We start from the raw sequence: 17,415 nt of genomic DNA on the forward strand, positions 1-17,415 counted from the left end.
AATGCTTGCTTCGCTGCCGGGTCTCTACACCACAGGCGCGGCGGCCTCAATCGATCGGGCGCTGATCCACGACTTCCAGTCCGTAGCCCTCAAGCCCGACGATGGTGCGCTGGGTGTTGGAAAGCAGGACCATTCGCCGAACCCCCAGATCCAGAAGTATCTGGGCGCCAACCCCATAGTCGCGCAGCTCGCCCGATCCCTTTACCGGCTCCCCTATACGCGCCCGCAGGGTCTCCGACAAGCTCTTCGGTGTCGGCTCGCGGATCAGAACCACGAACCCACGGCCCTCACGGCCGATAATCTCAAGGGATCGCTGCAGTTCGCCGGCTTTTCCGCTGGTCTCATCGCCCAGGACGTCATCAAGCACATTGAGCGCATGCATACGCACCAGCACCGGATCCTCTGAACTCTCAGGGTCGCCCATCCAGAGCGCCACATGCTCCGCGTAGGACACCCGGTTGACATAGATCGCCATGTTGAATTCGCCGCCGTGGCGGCTCGCGAACTTGGTCTTGATCGTGCGCTCGACGATATGATCGTTGATCCGGCGGTAGGCGATCAGATCGGCAATGGTCGCGATTTTGAGACCGTGCTGCTGGGCAAAAGCGATCAGGTCGTCGCGGCGCGCCATGGTCCCGTCGTCATTCATGATCTCGCAGATCACGCCCGCCGGGTTAAGGCCCGCCAGCCGCGAGATATCCACGGCCGCCTCCGTATGGCCGGTGCGCACCAGGACCCCGCCCTCACGGGCCATGAGCGGGAAAATATGTCCGGGCGTGACGATATCCGCCGCCCCCTTGCTCGGATCGACGGCCACGGCCACCGTGTGGGCGCGGTCCGGCGCCGAGATCCCCGTGGTGATGCCCTCCTTGGCCTCGATCGAGACCGTGAAAGCGGTTTCGTGACGAGACTCGTTCTTACGTGCCATCAGGGGCAGTCCCAGTTCCTCGATCCGCTCGCCGGTCATGGCGAGGCAGATCAGCCCGCGGCCGTACTTTGCCATGAAGTTGATCGCCTCGGGGGTCGCCATCTGTGCCGGGATCACAAGGTCGCCCTCGTTCTCGCGGCCTTCGTCATCGACCAGGATGAACATCCGGCCATTGCGGGCCTCTTCGATCACCTCTTCCGGCGATGAAACGACTTCACTGAAGGTCTGCCGCCAGAGCTCCTGCTCGGGAGTAGTCATTTAGGATCCTTTTCCAGCAGGCGTTTGACGTAGCGCGCCAGCATATCGATTTCCAAGTTCACCCGGTCGCCCTCTTCCAGCGCCCCGAAGGTGGTCACCGCCGCCGTATGGGGAATGATGTTGACCCCGAAGACGTTGTTCTCAACCTCATTCACGGTCAGCGAGACACCGTCCACCACCACCGAGCCCTTGGGCGCGATAAAGCCGGAGAGCTCTTCCGGCACTTCGAAACTGAAGCGCCAGGACTCGCCGTCCTGCGCCTTGCGGATCACCCGGCCAACGCCGTCCACATGGCCGGACACCAGATGCCCGCCCAGTTCATCGCCAACCTTGAGCGCGCGTTCCATGTTGATGGTCGTCCCCACCTGCCAAGCGCCCATGGTGGTTTTCGCCAGCGTCTCGTGCGATGCCTCGAAGGCAAACCAGTCATCGCCCTTTTCGACCACGGTCAGGCAACAGCCCGAGCAGCAAACCGACGCCCCGATGTCGACCGTATCGAGGTCGTAGGAGGTCTCGATCTCCAGGCGGAGAATGTCGCTGCCCGACAGCGACCGCAGCTTTCCGAGGTCAGATACAATTCCGGTAAACACTGTCTGCTTGTTCCTATTCGACTGATCCCAGATTCGACTGATCCCAGGCCTTCAGCTTCACGAAGGCCTATTTAGTCCCTTTCCCGGCGATGGAAAACCTCCAGCCGGTCCTCCGCAAGCGCAATCGAGCTCTCGAGCGAGAATTTATGCATCTCCGCCAGCCGGTCCAGCCCAAAACCGGCAATCGCGGGCAATCCGTCCCCGCCGATCACCCCGCCGGCACGGAACCAGGCAATCCGGTCCACCAGGTCTTCAGCCATGAAGCTTCCCGCCAGCTTTGCCCCGCCCTCGACCAGCAGACGTGTCACGCCCATGGCCGCGAGGATCGTCAGGAGATCCGGCACGGACAGCACATTCTCCGTATTTCTGGGAATCTCTACAACCTCGACACCGGCATCGTGGTACTTCTGCAAGCGCTGCTCTTCAGTGCCGGACTGTGTAAAGACGAGCGTGGATTGCGCGCCCGCGCGCGCCACCAGATCATGTTCCAGCGGCAGACGGAGACGCCCGTCCACAACAATGCGTCGCGGCGAGCGATCCGCCAGGCCGGGCAGACGCACATCGAGCCGGGGATTGTCCGCCAGGGCGGTTCCGCTGCCCACCAGGATCGCGTCGTGTGTCACGCGCAGAAGATGTCCGCGCGCCCGCGCCGCGGGCCCGGTGATCCACTGGCTCTCGCCGCTGCGGGTGGCGATCCGGCCATCGAGGGTCGTGGCCAGCTTGAGCGTGACCATTGGCCGCAGTTCCGTGGTGCGCCGTAAAAAGCCCTCGTTGAGCGAACGCGCTGCTTCTGCTTCGGTCCCGATCGAAACTTCGATACCCGCATCGCGCAGTCGCTCGATCCCTCGCCCCTCAACCCGTCCGTCGGGATCCTCCAGCGCCACCACACAGCGGGCGATACCGGCCTCGACCAGAGCATCGGCGCAGGGCGGTGTCTCGCCATGATGGGAACAGGGCTCCAGCGTCACATAGGCGCAGGCGCCCTGCGCCGCCTCTCCGGCCTGCCGCAGGGCCTCGGTCTCGGCATGGGGACGGCCGCCGGGCTGGGTCCAGCCACGGCCGACCACACGCCCGTCTTTGACGATAAGGCATCCGACCGCGGGATTGGGTGCGACCCGGCCCAGGCCGCGTGCCGCAAGGTTGAGCGCCGCGCGCATGAACGCGGCGTCCTGTTCCCCAGATTGAGGACTCCTAGTCCTGGTCGATACCGAGCTTGCCAACGAATTCACCAAAGTCCCGGGCTTCGCGGAAATCGCGATAGACCGATGCAAAGCGGACGTACCCCACTTGATCGAGTGTCGCCAGGGCATCCATGACCAACTCACCGATCAGCTTGGTCGGGATCTCGCTCTCGCCGGAGGATTCCAGCCGCCGCACGATGCCGTTGATCACCCGCTCCACCCGGTCGCGGTCGACCGGCCGTTTCTGCAGGGCGATGGTCATGGAGCGCGCCAGCTTGTCCCGGTCGAAGGGCTCGCGCTGACCGCTGCCCTTGACGACAGTCAGTTCGCGCAGCTGCACACGCTCGAACGTGGTGAAACGCGCCGCGCAGTTCGGACACTGCCTGCGTCGCCGAATGGCGGAATGATCCTCAGTCGGCCTCGAGTCTTTGACTTGAGTATCTTCATGACCGCAAAACGGACAACGCATATTTCCCCTCCTGACGACCCGGAGGTCATCCAACAGCAAATTCAAACCAGCTACTCTTACAAATCTTACACACCAGACCCGACCGACGAGAAGATCAGGCCACGCTCACAGATCGGGATAAATCGGGAAGCGGCGGCAGAGCGCCACCACTTCGGAACGCACTTCCGATTCGATCTTGCTGTTATCTTCGCGGTTAGCAGCCAGTCCGTCCAGTACGCGGCTGATCAATTCGCCGACCAGAGTGAATTCCGCCGGACCGAAACCCCGCGTGGTGCCCGCCGGTGTACCCAGCCGGATCCCGGAGGTTACCGTGGGTTTCTCCGGATCGAAGGGCACGCCGTTCTTGTTGCAGGTGATACCCGCCCTATCGAGGCTCTCCTCGGTGATATTTCCGGTCAGGCCCTTGGGACGCAGATCGACGAGCATCAGGTGCGTGTCGGTTCCGCCCGAGACGATATCGCAGCCGTTGCGCATCAGCACGTCGGCCAGCGTCCTCGCGTTATCGACGACTGTCTTGGAGTAGGTCTTGAATTCCGGCCGCAGAGCTTCGCCGAAGGCCGCCGCCTTAGAGGCAATGGCATGCATCAGCGGACCACCCTGCAATCCGGGGAAAGCCGCTGAGTTGATCTTCTTACCCAGATCCAGATCGTTGGAGAGGATCATGCCGCCACGTCCGGCCCGCAGGGTCTTATGGGTCGTGGTGGTGACCACATGGGCGTGGGGGATTGGGCTCGGATGGACACCCCCGGCGACCAGACCCGCGAAATGCGCCATATCCACGTGGAAATAAGCCCCGACCTCGTCCGCGATTTTCCGGAAGCGGGCAAAGTCGATCTGGCGGGGATAGGCAGATCCGCCGGCAATGATCATTTTCGGCTTGTGTTCCCGTGCCAGGGCCTCGACCTGCTCGAAATCGATCTGGCCGTCGTCTTCGCGCACCCCGTACTGCACAGCGTTGAACCACTTGCCCGACAGGTTCGGTTTCGCACCATGGGTCAGGTGACCGCCGGCTGAGAGCGCCATGCCCAGGATCGTGTCGCCCGGCTGCAGAAGTGCGAGCATCACACACTGGTTGGCCTGCGCGCCCGAATGGGGCTGTACGTTGACAAAGCTGCAGTCGAAGAGCTTCTTGGCCCGATCGATCGCGAGTTCTTCCGCGACATCGACGAACTCGCAGCCGCCATAGTAGCGCCGGCCCGGATAACCCTCCGCATACTTGTTCGTCAGGACGGAGCCCTGGGCTTCCAGCACCGCCCTTGAGACGATGTTTTCCGAGGCGATCAATTCGATCTGATCCTGCTGACGGTGCAACTCGTCGCGAATGGCAGCCGCAAGTTCGGGGTCACTCTCCGCCAGCGAGGCGGAAAAGAAAGCGTTATCTGAATCAGCCTGTGAGGCGACTGCAGTCATGGCGCTCGTTCTCCAACTAAATCCAAAGGTGAATTGAAAACACTAACCGAGTTTATCAACCGAGTTCATCAACCGAGTTTCGCCACTCGTCGTTCGTGACGTTCGCCACCGGCGAACTCCGTTGCCAGAAAGATCTCCAGGCAGGCCTTGGCAACGTCGACGCCGGTCGTGCGCGCGCCAAGGGCCAGGACGTTCGCATCGTTGTGCTCCCGGGCGAGCCGCGCGGTCGTCTCGTCATGACACAAAGCCGCGCGCACCGACGGGTTCCGGTTCGCGGCAATAGAGATGCCGATGCCTGAGCCACAGACCAGAACGCCGCGGTCGACCTTGCCCAGCTCAACGACCTGTGCAAGCGCAACGCCGAAATCGGGATAGTCGACCGATTCAGGACCGTAGGTGCCCAGGTCCAGAACCGTGTGACCCGCGGCCTCCAGCGCCTCGCTGAGAACAGCTTTGAGCTCGAAGCCGGCATGGTCTGCCGCAATAGCGATCGGTTTCTCAGTCATGAGGGTCACTTAACCTGAAATCTGCTGCGCCTGGCGCGAATCTGTGAAATGCGCGCGGACACTAACATAGCAAATTGCGCAATGAAAAGCGGTGCGGAGCACCAGAAGCTCCCTTTGGCGCCAGAAACTTCAAGCCACGTACTGACGAACGTTCGGGACGAAATCTCTTTGACTCCGCATAGTTGCATTCCCATGTATGCACCACAGAACGCCCGGGCACAACGCACTGAAATAACTGATTAGTTGACATTATTTTATTGTTGTGCAAATTTTTTCGGAAAATACAGTATTTCTGATACCAAGCGGAATAAAAATGACTGAAGCTGTAAGCCCACAACTGACTTCCATAGACATTTTGCGAATGACATCCGATGTTGTCGCATCTTACGTTCGCAATAATGCGGTTGCCGGCGACGAGCTGCCCGGCATCATCCAGACCGTTCATGAGTCTCTCATGCATCTGAAGAACGGTACACCTGGCGCAGGAGAAGCGCCCAAACCCGCGGTTTCCATAAGGAAATCGATCACTCCGGATCATATCGTCTGCCTTGAGGACGGAAAGAAACTGAAGATGCTGAAACGCTATCTTCGGACCACGCACGGCATGACTCCCGAGGAGTACCGTGCAAAATGGGGCCTGTCTTCCGACTACCCGATGGTGGCTCCGAACTATGCCGCGCAACGCTCCGCTTTCGCCAAGAAGATTGGCCTGGGACGCGGTGCAAAGCAAAGCCGCAGACGTGGCAAGGCCGCTTAGTACCTTTTGTTGGGATCGAGACAGCAAGTGGCTGTCTCGCCTCTTCCCGTAAAGCTTCGTTGAAGCATAAAAAGTTGTTTTACAAGCGTTTTTTCGCCTCTCTTGACCCGTTGCGCGACCAACAAAGCTGTGCGGAACCAGCCTGCGTTTCGACTGCCAAATCTCGAGAGTATCAGGTTTCAGATCGGCCTCGCCGCTCCGTCGAAACGAACCTCCAAAACCAAGCATCGAAACGGACCGCCGGGACGACCTCTCGCGACGCGCAGGTGACCTCGCACCCCGGATCAGACGCGGGCGATAAAAAGAATTAGTTTATCATTACACGGGCCTATTTGCTCGCTCGTGCAATTTTTCTATTTTTTTCGGACTGGTCGATCGGTTTTAGATCGTGACGACATCGGCATTTTCGATCAAGAACACACCATTTCGGCGAAAAATCCTGTGCCGGACCAATGGAAAAACCACTCCCGGAAAAGCGCCTCAAACAGCTCGACTTTGAAGGACCAACATCCCACCGACAGCGCTACACTCTGGCTGGACTCCCTCGGAGACCTGAACGAAACAAACGACTTACGTACGTTTAAACTTTTTATTTTTTGTTTAAACATACAACAAGAGCACCCGTTGCCGCACTGCAGGAACCAGGTCCGGACCTCGGAGGGCCACTCGCGTTCTGATTGATTATCGACGCCGATGAGCGGGGTGAGATCAGTTTTTCAAATCTTCAGACGACAAGGCCGCGCGCGCCCTCGCCGGCCGTCTCCGACTTGGCGAGCAGATACCTCAGTTTACGCAGGGCGTTGTTTTGCAGGACGAGTTCTCCGGCCGATGGCGGACCGACAATCACGGCCTCGGTCATGGTCGGTGTGTGCATCGCCGAGACTTTGACGTAGGCGCCAATCTGTATGAACTCGATGATGACGTCGGAGTCTTTCATTCCCGAATGTCCGATCCTTCGCAATAGGGCTTCACAAGAACACAATCTGCACCGCACAGGGGGTTCGCTGCCCTGGCGGTCTTCTGCGCGGCCCCATGGTCGTCTTAGCCGCTGAACTTGAGAAACCGGAACGCCCTGGTGAAAAAGCGTCCCAAACGTTCGTAAGGTCTTGGCGCCGATACCTGGCGCGCGATCACGATTTTATAGATCATAGTCCCTTCTTGTCACCGCCGCATCTTTGCAGCCAGGTGACGGGCCTGGTAAAGACCGGCATCTCACTCCCAGGTGTTTTTCCCAAAAGTCTCAACAAGATACCAGACAAAAAAAACCACCGGCAGAGCGACCCGAAGCCCGCCCGACCGATGGTTTATGTGTTTCGCGTGGCAAGGTATGACCTGCCCTCTGTATGCGTCGCGGCGCTTATGCTGCCGGCGATATCCTGCTGGAATACTGCCCCGGCACCGACCAGAACTGCTGCAGACGGCTCAGCGCCTCGTTGGCGGACCGCAGAACCTCGTCGGACAGCTGCGCGCTCTGCAGGCCGTTCTCGGCGTGCTGATCAAAGAGCTGGCCGAGCGCCTGACAGATTTTCAGGCCGGTTTCCGACGCGCGCACATGGAAAGAGCGGCGATCGTGCAGCGAGCGTTCCTGAATCAGGTAGCCGTTCTCGACCATCTTTTTGACGTTATAGGAGACGTTCGAGCCCAGGTAATACCCGCGCTGCGTCAGCTCACCAACGGTCAGCTCTTCGTCGCCAATGTTGAACAGAATCAACGCCTGAACGTTGTTGAGGTCACGCACGCCCATTCGGTCCAGTTCAGACTTCACGACCTCAAGGCACTGGCGGTGCAGGCGTTCAACCAAACTAATCGTTTCTAAGTATGAGGCCTTCACGGCAACCTCGCATCATGTTGTTCAGGTGGAAGCAATAATCCTGATTAATCATGCCTTGAGGACGTTAAAACTTGATTAAGTGGTCATAAGTCCGCGCGCCATACAACCTCAGGCTTCTTGCAACATCTTGATAATCGCCGAGTAATCAAGGCCTCCGCGCCCGGACTTCACAAACATGGTATAGAGTGCCGAGGCCTCCGCCCCCAGGGGCGTGGGCACCCCGGCCTGATGGGCGGCCGCCTGCGACAACCTGAGATCCTTTTGCATCATCGAGGCCGCAAAACCGGGCTTGTAGTCGCGATTCGCCGCCGAGTTTTCAACCAGACCCGGAATCGGGTTGTGGTTCAACATCGCCCAACAGGATCCTGAAGAGGTCGAGGAAATCTCCTGAAGCTTCTCCGGCGCCAGCCCGAGAGTCTCGCCCAGTGTGAAGGCCTCGGAAATCCCAAGCATGGTGATGCCCAGGATCATGTTGTTGCAGACCTTTGCCACCTGTCCGTTCCCCGCCGCGCCCGCATGGACGATGTTGCGGCCCATGATCTCGAACAGCGGCTTGCCGCGGGCAAAGGCCGCATCGGGCCCACCGACCATAAAGGTCAGGGTGCCGCCGTCGGCGCCGGCAACCCCGCCGGAGACCGGGGCATCAAGCATGGCATGACCGGCGGATGCCGCGGCCTCGTGAACTTCGCGGCAACTGGTCACATCAATGGTCGAGGAATCGATAAAAAGCGTGTCCGGGTCCGCCTGCGCGATCAGGCCCTCAGCGCCGAGATAAACCGAACGGACGTGTTCACCCGCAGGCAACATGGTCACCACCGCCTGACTGCCTTTCGCAACCTCCGCCGCCGCGGAGACCGTCTCGATACCGTTGGCGGTTGCGATCTCCAGCGCGCCCGCCCCCAGATCGAAGCCCTTCACCTTGTGGCCGGCCTGTACCAGGTTCTTGGCCATTGGACCGCCCATGTTTCCCAAACCGATGAAACCGATATCCATGATCCGCTCGCTCCCTAAATTGCTCCGCCCATTCGCAGCAGCCTGTTCGTTTTTGCAATCTTAAGAGAATGTCAGGTCCCGGTCACCCAGAGCCTCGAAGTAGCGCCCGACCATCTCCCCCGAGACCTCTTCCAGCGTCGCCGGAGACCACTTCGGCGCATGATCCTTATCGATCAGCACCGAACGAACACCTTCATAGAAGTCGTGTTCTGCCATAAAGGCCTGACTCATGCGGTACTCCATGATCATCGCATCGTCGAAGTCCATATCCCGTCCCCGGCGCAGCTGTTCCAGGGAGACCTTCATGGAGGCCGGCGAGCGGCTCAGCAGAGTGGACAGGGTCTCGCGGGCCCAGTCCCCCTCTTCCGCTTTTAGCGACGTGACGATCTCTTCGACGGAACTGGCGGCAAAGATCCGGTCGATCTGCGCCTGTTGCGCCTGCAAGGGGGCTTCCCCCGGATCCTTGGCAAAGCCGTCTATGACCTTGGCCGCGACAGCCTTTGCGTCGCCGCTCCAGTCCGTCTTGGCAAAGGCCGCTTCCAGCGCCGGCATGTCCACACTCTCGATGTAGGCATTGGCAAGACCGCTATAGAGACAGTCCGCGGGCTTGATCCGCGCCCCGGTCAGCGCGAGATAACAGCCGATCTCTCCCTTAAGCCTCGGCAGGAAGTAACTTCCGCCCACATCCGGGAAGAGTCCGATCGCGGTCTCGGGCATGGCGGCGCGGGTGCGTTCGGTCGCAACCCGGAACGCGCCCAGGATCGAGACGCCGACACCGCCGCCCATGGTGAAACCGTCGATCAGCGCGATGTAGGGCTTGGGGTACTGAAAGATCCGGCGGTTCAGCCGGTATTCCTCAAAGAAAAAGTCGGCCTGCAGGCCCGTGGTCGATCCCGTCTCCTTCGCCGCCAGTCCCGCTTTGTAGACATCGATGACGTCGCCGCCGGCACAGAAGGCACGCTCCCCGGCGCCCCGGATCACCACGGCCGCAATGGAAGCGTCATCCTCCCAGGCCGCCAGCTGAGGATCCATCAGGCGGATCATGTTCAGGGTCAGGGCGTTGAGAGATTTCGGCCGGTTCAGCGTGATGAAGCCAACAGCTCCCTGCTGTTCGAAGAGGACCTCTTCGCTATCGCTCATGTTTGGATTTCCTGTAAAAGTCTGATCTGGATGTGGGTGGACAGCTTCTCAGTCGGACAGCAGGCTGCGCGCGGAGATAATCCGCATCACCTCGTTGGTGCCCTCAAGAATCTGGTGGACCCGCAGGTCACGCAGGATGCGCTCGATGGGAAAGTCCCGCAGGTAGCCGTAACCGCCGTGCAGCTGCAGCGCTTCGTTGCAGATATTGAAACCGGCATCGGTCGCAAAACGCTTGGCCATGGCGCAGAACGCGGTTTTATCCGCCGCGTTCCTGTCGAGTTTGTCAGCGGCTTTCTGCACCATCAGGCGCGCCGCTTCCAGCTCGGTTGCCATATCCGCCAGCTTGAATTGCAGGGCCTGAAATCCGGCCAGGGCTTTGCCGAACTGCTTGCGCTCCTTCATGTAGCCGCGCGCCGCCTCCAGGCCTGTCCGTGCGCCGCCCAGCGAACAGGCGGAAATGTTTACCCGCCCCCCGTCCAGTCCCATCATGGCGATCTTGAATCCGTCGCCCTCCTTGCCCAGCAGATTGTCGGCCGGTACCCGCGCGTTCTCGAAGATCACCATCGCCGTGGGCTGACTGTTCCAGCCCATTTTCTTTTCCTGTTTGCCGAAGGAGAGCCCCGGCGTGTCCTTGGGAACGACCAGCGCGGAAATCCCTCTCGATCCCTCCCCGCCCGTCCGGCACATGACGACATAGATGTCGCTGCGCCCGCCGCCCGAGATGAAGGCCTTGGTGCCGTTCAGAACGTAATCCTCTCCGTCCCGCTCCGCGCGCGTTTTGAGGGACGCCGCGTCGGATCCGGCACTGGGTTCGGTCAGGCAGTAGCTGGCGAAGTGTTCCATGGAAGTCAGCGCGGGCAGGAATTTACGGCGCAGTTCGTCGTTGCCGAAGTGATCGATCATCCAGGAGGCCATGTTGTGGATCGAGATGTAAGCCGCCGTCGAGGTGCAGCCGCCCGCCAGTTCCTCGAAGATGACCGCCGCATCCAGGCGCGACAGCGCCGACCCGCCGACATCGTCGCACACATAGATACCGCCGAAACCCAAGGCAGCCGCCTTGCGCAGAGTTTCCTCCGGAAAGTGGCACTCTGCGTCCCACTCGGCGGCGAAAGGCGCCATCTCGTTGCGCGCGAACTCCTGGGCCATATCCCGAAAAGCGCGCTGCTCCTCGGATAGATCGAACTGCACGAACCTGTCTCCCCTAACGACTGTTAGGTTTCTTTTAACGAAGCATGGCGCCGCCGTCCATTTGAAAGCGTTGGCTCCTTGTTTTTCTCCCTTCCAAAGCCAGCGGCTCCAAGGCGCGCGGCGCAGCTTCCCGACGCAGCACTCACATGATAAGCTGTGCCCGCCGATCAGGAGGCCCCCGATCCGCGGGAAGGGCTAAGCCCACCTGTACGAAGTTGCGACGACCCATCAAACCTCTTTTCAGTCTGAGGGCGCGGATACCGGACAGTGATGAAAGGAGGTCGCCGATGCCGACCCATCAACTCCCCGAAAATCCGAGCTTAGAGAACCTTAAAAAGCGGGCAAAAGGCCTGCTTAAATCCGCACGCGCCGGTGATCAGCAGGCACTCGACCTGATAGGCCCCTATTTCGGAGACCCCAGGAAGATCGGCCTGCAATCCGCGCAGCTTGTCCTGGCGCGCGCCTACGGCTTTTCCAGTTGGGCGAAACTGAAATCCCATGTCGAACGCCGCAACAAAAGAACCGCCGTATCTGCCTCCGGGCAGACCGGCGACCAATTGGCCAACCGCTTCCTGGATCTGGTCTTGCTCAACTACGGGCCGGGAGAGCTGAGCAGTCCCGCGCGCTTCCGTGAAGCAGAGGCCCTCCTTGAGTCGCAGCCTGAAATTCGGCGCGAGAACATCTACGTGGCCGCCGCCATCGGCGATGTCGCCGAGATCGACCGCTGGCTGGAGGATAAGCCGGAACGGGTTGCTCAAAAAGGCGGATTCTTCCATTGGGAACCCCTGATGTACGCGGCCTACGCCCGCCTGCCGGACCGCTCGACACTGGCCGCGGGACGGCGTCTTCTCGAGCGCGGCGCGGATCCCAACGCGCACTATATGTGGGGCGGGCAGTACCGCTTCACTGCCCTGACGGGGGTTTTCGGTCAAGGTGAAGGCGGCCCCGTCAATCAGCCGGAACATCCGGACTGCCGGGACTTTGCCCGTGCGCTTTTACAGGCGGGCGCGGATCCAAACGACGGCCAGGCTGCCTACAACCGCTGTTTCGAGCCCGACAACAGCTGGCTCGAACTGCTGCTGGAATTCGGTTTGTCTCCTAGGGATCGGAACAACTGGCTGCTCGAAGACGGCGACCGGCTGGTCCCCAACCCGAGCGAAACCATGCACTTTCATCTGATCCAGTCGATCCACCGCGGCTATGCGGAGCGGGCCCGGCTGCTGATCGATCATGGCGTCGATCTCAATAAGCCCGATGACAGCTATGACACCCGCACAAAAGGCAGAACGCCCCACGCGGCAGCTCTCCTGCTCGGTGAAACGAAGATCGCCACCGCTCTACGTGAAGCCGGCGCAGACCAGGGTAGCCTGTCGGCGCTCGACCGCTTTCAGGCCGCCTGCATGGCCGGCGATCTCGAGGCCGCACAGCAACTCACTGGTCGCGAGCCTGACCTCAAACGGGCGATCCAGCCGCTGCAGAACGAACTGCTTTGCGATGCGGTCAAGCTGGGAAAAAGCAAAGCCCTCGCCGCCATGATCGCCCTGGGTTTCGAACTCAACACGCCCGGCAAACGCACAGCGCTGCATGAAGCCGCGCTCAAAGGCGATCTTGACATGATGAAGACGCTGCTGGACGCGGGCGCGGACCCGCGCTTACGCGATCCGGACTACTTCGCGCCGCCCATCGGCTTTGCCCAGCACGCCGGTCACGACGGGTTGGTGGCACTGCTCGACGGGCAGGCCATGGATATCTTCACAGCCGTATCCCGCGGGAACATCGGCCAGATCCGGATCTTGCTGGCGGAAGACCCGGCGCGCCTGAACCAGACTTTTGGGGAGATCCGTCCGAACAAGACGCAAGCTTGCGAGAACGACTGGATGACGCCGCTCGTCTATGCGGTGCTCAACAAGCGCCAGGAGGCGTTGGAATATCTGCTGGAGCAAGGCGCCGACCCGCGGGTGAGCGACGGCGCCGGACAGTCGCTTTTCTCACTGGCTGAAGAGCAGGCCGGTCCGGAGATGCTCCAAATGATCGCGGACGCGCTCGCGTCTTAAGCGCCTTCGGCAAAAGCCTGTAGCTGCCCTGTGGCGACGGAAACCGAAATCAGGGCAGCCGCAAGACACCTCACTCATAAAGAACGAAGCGACCATCGCGGTAAACGAACAGTCGATCGGTCAGGGTATAGGCCTCCTCTTGCATCGTACTCGCAATGATCCGCCGCAGCGCCGCGAGACCCTCTGCGTCCTCGCTCCCGGTCACCGCCAGTGTGTTTCGGGCCGGTACCGCCACCACCAGTTCTCCATTCACGGCAATCTTATCGCTCTTCCAGACGTTCGCCAGCAGAAGAATACTGGCTTCGTAATCGCCGCCAGCCCCTAACCCGTAGGTACCGTTCCCGCCATAAAGCCGAATATCAGGCAAAAGCCCCCGTAAATTCTCAATCGCGCGTTCGAGCCGGTTTTCAGCTTCGAACCCGATTTCCACCAGATCCTGCTCGGACAGATAGCGAATGCTCCTGTCCGTATCCTCGGCAAAGAGAACGACCAACTCTCTATTGTAAGGCTCATGGGCGGGAACGCGCCACTCACTCAAGTCGGCGCCACTAGCGCGAACTGATTGCTGCAGGCGAGGGATGTAACCAGTGTCTTTGATGACAGGAACAACCTTGGACACATCTATATCGGCGACCTCGCTATGTCCCGGATTGAGCCAGGCAACCATATAGCTTGAGATGATGTCACTCCGAAGCTCCGGAGACGTCTGGTAGAGCTTGTAGGCATTGTCCAGATACACCTGAAACGCCTCGCCTTCAGGCGGCTTAAGCGTCAGGTGCAGCCGTCCAGCGATCCGGACTTCGTAGTCTGGAACCTCAGAGTGCAACTCCTCAAGAACAAGCTTTGCAAACGCATCCTCTGAAAGCACGTCCGCTGCACTGGCATGAACCATGGGGAATAACAGCAGCAAGACGCAGGCGGCGTTAACAAATCTCACCATTATTTAATCGCAGTCCTCTGCCTCGATATCCATGCCAATGAACGTCCAAGCTCCGCCCGATGATTGCACAACCCGATTGCAACTATTGGGCACTCCACGCATAAGGAGCAAAAGCTATTTTTCTAATTTGTTGTTTTTATTTAACTTTATGTCTTCTGAAAAGCATCTAAGTCTTAACGTCTTCAACACTTGACTTATCTGGAGTTGAAGCAAACAGACTATAGTTAACACATTCGAAATTTTTAATAACTAAACCGGTGGTTGGGAACGATTCAACCTTTGAGAAAAACAACCCATGTTCAAAAGACTACGCACCGGGAAGATCGGCGTCCGTTTGGCGATGGGCTTCGCCATGACGGCGCTTCTGGGCGTTGGTGTGACGACCGCGGCAAACCTCTGGACTGCGACCAACATGGGTGAGCAGGCACTGCAGCAAAAACTTGCTGGACTGCAGGGACAACTGATCAGCGCGCTCGAGGCAGAGGCGACACGGGCCCTTTCCATGGCAACAACGGTCGCTGAAACCGCAGAGGTCCAGCGCCTCTTCGCAGAACGCAACCGCGACGCCCTCGCCGCCCTTTTTGTGCCAAGCTTCGCCAAGATGAGAGACGAACAGGGCGTTCGTCAGTTCCAGTTCCATATCGCCCCGGCCACCTCGTTTCTGCGCGTTCATAAGCCTGAAAAGTTCGATGACGATCTATCATCCTTCCGTTTGACGGTCGTCGCCGTAAACAAGAACGGGCGGGCCATTTCCGGCCTCGAGCGTGGCCGCGCGGGTCTCGGCATGCGCGGCGTGGTGCCGGTCACGCAGGAGGGTGAACAGGTCGGCTCCGTCGAATTCGGTCTCTCCTTCGATCAGGCCTTCTTCGATGGTTTTACCGCGCGCACCTCTGCTTTGGCGGCACTCTATGTCCTGCGCGACGAGGCCGTGGAAACCTTCGCAACGACCTTTCCGGCGGAGGTTGTATTTGACGAAGCCGTTCTGCGCAGGGCAGCGGCAGAAACCGGATCGCGCCTGCAGTCCGAGGTGGATATCGACGGCATAGCTCATGCGGCTCTGATGACCCCCGTGACTGATTTCAGCGGCAACATCGTTGGTGTCGCCGTCATCGGGTTCGACCGCAGCGTGATGAATGCCGCTCTTAACGAAGGCCGGCTCAATTCCCTGGGCATCGGGATTGCGGTCTTCCTGGCCTCCATGCTGATTGCCTGGTCGATGAACCGCTCCATCGCGCGGCCCATCTCAAACATCACCGCGGTTATGCGGCGACTGGCCAAGGGCGAAATCCAGATCGACGTGCCCGGTCTGGACCGCCGCGACGAGCTGGGCGATATGGCCGGCGCTGTCCAGGTCTTCAAGGAGAATGCCAGTGAGGCACGGCGCCTTGGGGAGGAAAGCGCGCACGCCAGCCAACAAGCCGAGCGCGAGAAACGCGAAGCCACCCTGAAAATGGCTGAAGAGCTGGAGAACAGCATCAAGAGCGTGGTCGAGACTGTCGCGTCGACCAGCAGCCAGCTCCAGTCATCCGCGCGCTCCATGTCGGGCACCGCCGGACAGACCGTCGCGCAGGCGACGGCGGTCGGCAAGGCCTCGGATTGTGCGACCCAGAACATTCAGATGGTGGCTTCTTCGGCGGAACAGCTCTCCGGCTCGATCAGCGAGATCAGCCAACAGGTCAGCCAATCGACCGACATCACCCAACAGGCCATCACCCAGACCGAAGGGGCCAGCTCGACCGTCGAGGGATTGGCCGAAGCGGCCCAGAAAATCGGCGATGTGGTCAGTCTGATCCAGGATATCGCGGAACAGACCAACCTTCTGGCCCTGAATGCAACCATCGAGGCGGCCCGCGCCGGAGAGGCGGGCAAAGGCTTTGCCGTGGTTGCTTCCGAGGTCAAGCTTCTTGCCAGCCAGACCGCAAAGGCAACGGAAGAGATCAGCGGTCAGATCGCGTCCATGCAGTCGGCGACCTCGGAGACCGTGAATGCGATCAGCGGTGTCCGCGACGTCATCACACGGATCGGCGAAAACGCCTCCGCAATCTCCTCCGCTGTCGAAGAACAGAACACTGCGACCCTGGATATCTCCCGGAGCGTGGCCGAAGTGGCGGAGGGAACCCAGGAGGTTACGACCCACAGCCGCAGCATGAGCGATGCCGCCGAGACCACGGGCAACGCGGCGGAACAGGTTCTCACCGCCGCCGATGAACTCTCCACGCAATCGGATGTGCTGCGCAGCGAAGTCGACAGCTTCCTCGGCAAACTCCGTTCAGCTTAGGAAGCCTGCTCAGCTTAGGAAGCCTGACGCCCGGCGCCTGCGCGCCACTCAGCGCTTCACCCGGCGAGCGCCCGCTCGATCAGCTCGAGATGGTCCTGGCCATAATGCATATCGCCGTCGATGAAGTAGGTCGGTGAGCCGAAGACCGAACGCGCGATGGCTTCCGCCGTATTGGCCTGATAGGTCTTCTGCACGGCAGGGGTTTGGGCGCTCTCGATCAGGCTGTCCGGATCGATATCCAGCGAAGCGGCCAGGTTCCTCAAAAGCGACGGGTCGGAAATGTCCGCGTCATCGCGCCAGTGCACCTCCAGAATGAGATGCGCGAGCCGGTCCGCATCCAGCCCCTGGTCCTGCGCGGCGATCAGCATGCAGCTCGCCAGGGTCATGTCCTCGTCATGATAGGTCGGACGGAAATCGATGACCGGCACATTGCGGAACTCGGCCCAGCGCTCGATCTCCCGCCCAAAGAAATAGGCCACATGCTGCGGTGTTCGCTCCGCAAAGGTCTTCCCGCCGACCGCCGATACCACAGGTCCCAGGTGGACCGGTTTATGGAGCAGCTTCCGTCCCGCCGCAGCGGCAATTTCCATCACCCGCTTTGAGCCCAGGTAGGCAAAGGCCGAGTGCGCCGAGTAGAAGTATTCGATTGTCTTCGCGGTCATATATTCGCGCTTCCCTGCTCGTTTTCATTTTCTTGAAGCCCCTGCTTACCACGTTGGCACCGGCGTCACATCCTATGCCTCTCCAGCAGCCAGAACTTCAGCAGCCAGACTTCCTCTCAGCCTCCAGAATCGCGCCCTCCACGCAATCAAACTTGACAAAATCACGCTGAAAGCGTTGGATGCCTTAGCGCCGATTTGAAGCACAGCTTGCGGGCGCTCTATAAATACGG

At 60.1% G+C, this 17,415-nt stretch carries 16 protein-coding genes; 3 read left to right on the forward strand and 13 right to left on the reverse strand.

Translation table 11 applies throughout. The annotated features are described in order from the left end of the window. Positions 1-46: 46 nt before the first annotated feature. From ribB to rpiB, 6 genes are all read right to left on the reverse strand, one after another. On the reverse strand, positions 47-1,186 hold the full coding sequence (gene ribB / locus FKG95_RS09920; RefSeq protein WP_142896200.1) for a 3,4-dihydroxy-2-butanone-4-phosphate synthase: 1,140 nt from the start codon (positions 1,184-1,186) through the stop codon (positions 47-49). Next, a complete protein-coding gene (locus FKG95_RS09925) occupies positions 1,183-1,776 on the reverse strand; it encodes a riboflavin synthase (RefSeq protein WP_142896201.1) in 594 nt (197 codons plus the stop codon). Before FKG95_RS09925 ends, ribB begins: the two co-directional genes overlap by 4 nt. 71 nt (positions 1,777-1,847) lie before the next feature. Next, positions 1,848-3,005, reverse strand: a complete 1,158-nt coding sequence (gene ribD, locus FKG95_RS09930) for a bifunctional diaminohydroxyphosphoribosylaminopyrimidine deaminase/5-amino-6-(5-phosphoribosylamino)uracil reductase RibD (protein WP_425456743.1) — start codon at positions 3,003-3,005, stop codon at positions 1,848-1,850. Next, positions 2,968-3,426, reverse strand: a complete 459-nt coding sequence (gene nrdR / locus FKG95_RS09935) for a transcriptional regulator NrdR (RefSeq protein WP_142896203.1) — start codon at positions 3,424-3,426, stop codon at positions 2,968-2,970. The genes ribD and nrdR overlap by 38 nt, the downstream gene beginning before the upstream one ends. A 105-nt stretch (positions 3,427-3,531) precedes the next feature. Further along, positions 3,532-4,836, reverse strand: a complete 1,305-nt coding sequence (glyA, locus tag FKG95_RS09940; protein WP_142896204.1) for a serine hydroxymethyltransferase — start codon at positions 4,834-4,836, stop codon at positions 3,532-3,534. A gap of 68 nt (positions 4,837-4,904) precedes the next feature. Next, positions 4,905-5,342 carry a ribose 5-phosphate isomerase B gene (gene rpiB / locus FKG95_RS09945; RefSeq protein WP_142896205.1) on the reverse strand — a complete coding sequence of 146 codons (438 nt, stop codon included), beginning with the start codon at positions 5,340-5,342 and terminating at the stop codon, positions 4,905-4,907. A 313-nt stretch (positions 5,343-5,655) separates the two neighbouring features. Between rpiB and FKG95_RS09950 the strand changes: the two genes are divergently transcribed. Beyond that, positions 5,656-6,099: a Ros/MucR family transcriptional regulator gene (locus tag FKG95_RS09950; protein WP_142896206.1), complete on the forward strand. Its 444-nt coding sequence runs from the start codon at positions 5,656-5,658 to the stop codon at positions 6,097-6,099. 724 nt (positions 6,100-6,823) lie between these two features. Here FKG95_RS09950 and FKG95_RS09955 read toward each other — a convergent pair. From FKG95_RS09955 to FKG95_RS09975, 5 genes are all read right to left on the reverse strand, one after another. Further along, entirely contained in the window at positions 6,824-7,036 is a 213-nt protein-coding gene (locus FKG95_RS09955) for a DUF6898 family protein (RefSeq protein ID WP_218940150.1), read from the reverse strand. 420 nt (positions 7,037-7,456) lie between these two features. Then, the gene (locus FKG95_RS09960) at positions 7,457-7,900 is read right to left on the reverse strand and encodes a MarR family winged helix-turn-helix transcriptional regulator (RefSeq protein ID WP_246116735.1); all 444 of its coding nucleotides are present in this window, start codon (positions 7,898-7,900) and stop codon (positions 7,457-7,459) included. Between the two features lie 138 nt (positions 7,901-8,038). Next, on the reverse strand, positions 8,039-8,923 hold the full coding sequence (gene mmsB / locus FKG95_RS09965) for a 3-hydroxyisobutyrate dehydrogenase (RefSeq protein WP_342779218.1): 885 nt from the start codon (positions 8,921-8,923) through the stop codon (positions 8,039-8,041). A gap of 60 nt (positions 8,924-8,983) precedes the next feature. Beyond that, complete coding sequence (locus FKG95_RS09970; protein ID WP_142896209.1) at positions 8,984-10,063, reverse strand: enoyl-CoA hydratase/isomerase family protein; 1,080 nt, start codon at positions 10,061-10,063, stop codon at positions 8,984-8,986. A gap of 48 nt (positions 10,064-10,111) precedes the next feature. Then, positions 10,112-11,251 (reverse strand): isobutyryl-CoA dehydrogenase, encoded by a 1,140-nt coding sequence (locus FKG95_RS09975; RefSeq protein WP_142896210.1) that lies wholly within the window; start codon positions 11,249-11,251, stop codon positions 10,112-10,114. A 287-nt stretch (positions 11,252-11,538) separates the two neighbouring features. Between FKG95_RS09975 and FKG95_RS09980 the strand changes: the two genes are divergently transcribed. After that, the gene (locus FKG95_RS09980) at positions 11,539-13,305 is read left to right on the forward strand and encodes an ankyrin repeat domain-containing protein (RefSeq protein ID WP_179954029.1); all 1,767 of its coding nucleotides are present in this window, start codon (positions 11,539-11,541) and stop codon (positions 13,303-13,305) included. Between the two features lie 70 nt (positions 13,306-13,375). On the opposite strand, the gene FKG95_RS09985 is transcribed toward FKG95_RS09980, so the two are convergent. Next, positions 13,376-14,245: a DUF1444 family protein gene (locus tag FKG95_RS09985; RefSeq protein ID WP_142896212.1), complete on the reverse strand. Its 870-nt coding sequence runs from the start codon at positions 14,243-14,245 to the stop codon at positions 13,376-13,378. Positions 14,246-14,540: 295 nt separating this feature from the next. On the opposite strand from FKG95_RS09985, the gene FKG95_RS09990 reads away from it, so the two are divergent. Continuing rightward, positions 14,541-16,523, forward strand: a complete 1,983-nt coding sequence (locus FKG95_RS09990; protein ID WP_142896213.1) for a methyl-accepting chemotaxis protein — start codon at positions 14,541-14,543, stop codon at positions 16,521-16,523. 56 nt (positions 16,524-16,579) lie between these two features. Here the strand turns inward: FKG95_RS09990 and FKG95_RS09995 are convergent, their stop codons facing one another. Next, complete coding sequence (locus FKG95_RS09995; protein WP_142896214.1) at positions 16,580-17,185, reverse strand: 2-hydroxychromene-2-carboxylate isomerase; 606 nt, start codon at positions 17,183-17,185, stop codon at positions 16,580-16,582. Between the last annotated feature and the right edge of the window lie 230 nt (positions 17,186-17,415).

The sequence above is a fragment of the Denitrobaculum tricleocarpae genome, from assembly GCF_007004665.1.
GTDB classification, from domain to species: Bacteria; Pseudomonadota; Alphaproteobacteria; order Kiloniellales; family Kiloniellaceae; genus Denitrobaculum; species Denitrobaculum tricleocarpae.

What these genes read in the sequence shown, in the direction of transcription:
- ribB (WP_142896200.1), bottom strand. Translation starts at nt 1,186, where the DNA reads ATGACTACTCCCGAGCAGGAGCTCTGGCGGCAGACCTTCAGTGAAGTC.
- nrdR (WP_142896203.1), bottom strand. Translation starts at nt 3,426, where the DNA reads ATGCGTTGTCCGTTTTGCGGTCATGAAGATACTCAAGTCAAAGACTCG.
- FKG95_RS09990 (WP_142896213.1), top strand. Translation starts at nt 14,541, where the DNA reads ATGTTCAAAAGACTACGCACCGGGAAGATCGGCGTCCGTTTGGCGATG.
- mmsB (WP_342779218.1), bottom strand. Translation starts at nt 8,923, where the DNA reads ATGGATATCGGTTTCATCGGTTTGGGAAACATGGGCGGTCCAATGGCC.
- FKG95_RS09980 (WP_179954029.1), top strand. Translation starts at nt 11,539, where the DNA reads ATGCCGACCCATCAACTCCCCGAAAATCCGAGCTTAGAGAACCTTAAA.
- FKG95_RS09995 (WP_142896214.1), bottom strand. Translation starts at nt 17,185, where the DNA reads ATGACCGCGAAGACAATCGAATACTTCTACTCGGCGCACTCGGCCTTT.
- rpiB (WP_142896205.1), bottom strand. Translation starts at nt 5,342, where the DNA reads ATGACTGAGAAACCGATCGCTATTGCGGCAGACCATGCCGGCTTCGAG.
- glyA (WP_142896204.1), bottom strand. Translation starts at nt 4,836, where the DNA reads ATGACTGCAGTCGCCTCACAGGCTGATTCAGATAACGCTTTCTTTTCC.
- FKG95_RS09970 (WP_142896209.1), bottom strand. Translation starts at nt 10,063, where the DNA reads ATGAGCGATAGCGAAGAGGTCCTCTTCGAACAGCAGGGAGCTGTTGGC.
- FKG95_RS09955 (WP_218940150.1), bottom strand. Translation starts at nt 7,036, where the DNA reads ATGAAAGACTCCGACGTCATCATCGAGTTCATACAGATTGGCGCCTAC.
- FKG95_RS09950 (WP_142896206.1), top strand. Translation starts at nt 5,656, where the DNA reads ATGACTGAAGCTGTAAGCCCACAACTGACTTCCATAGACATTTTGCGA.
- FKG95_RS09985 (WP_142896212.1), bottom strand. Translation starts at nt 14,245, where the DNA reads ATGGTGAGATTTGTTAACGCCGCCTGCGTCTTGCTGCTGTTATTCCCC.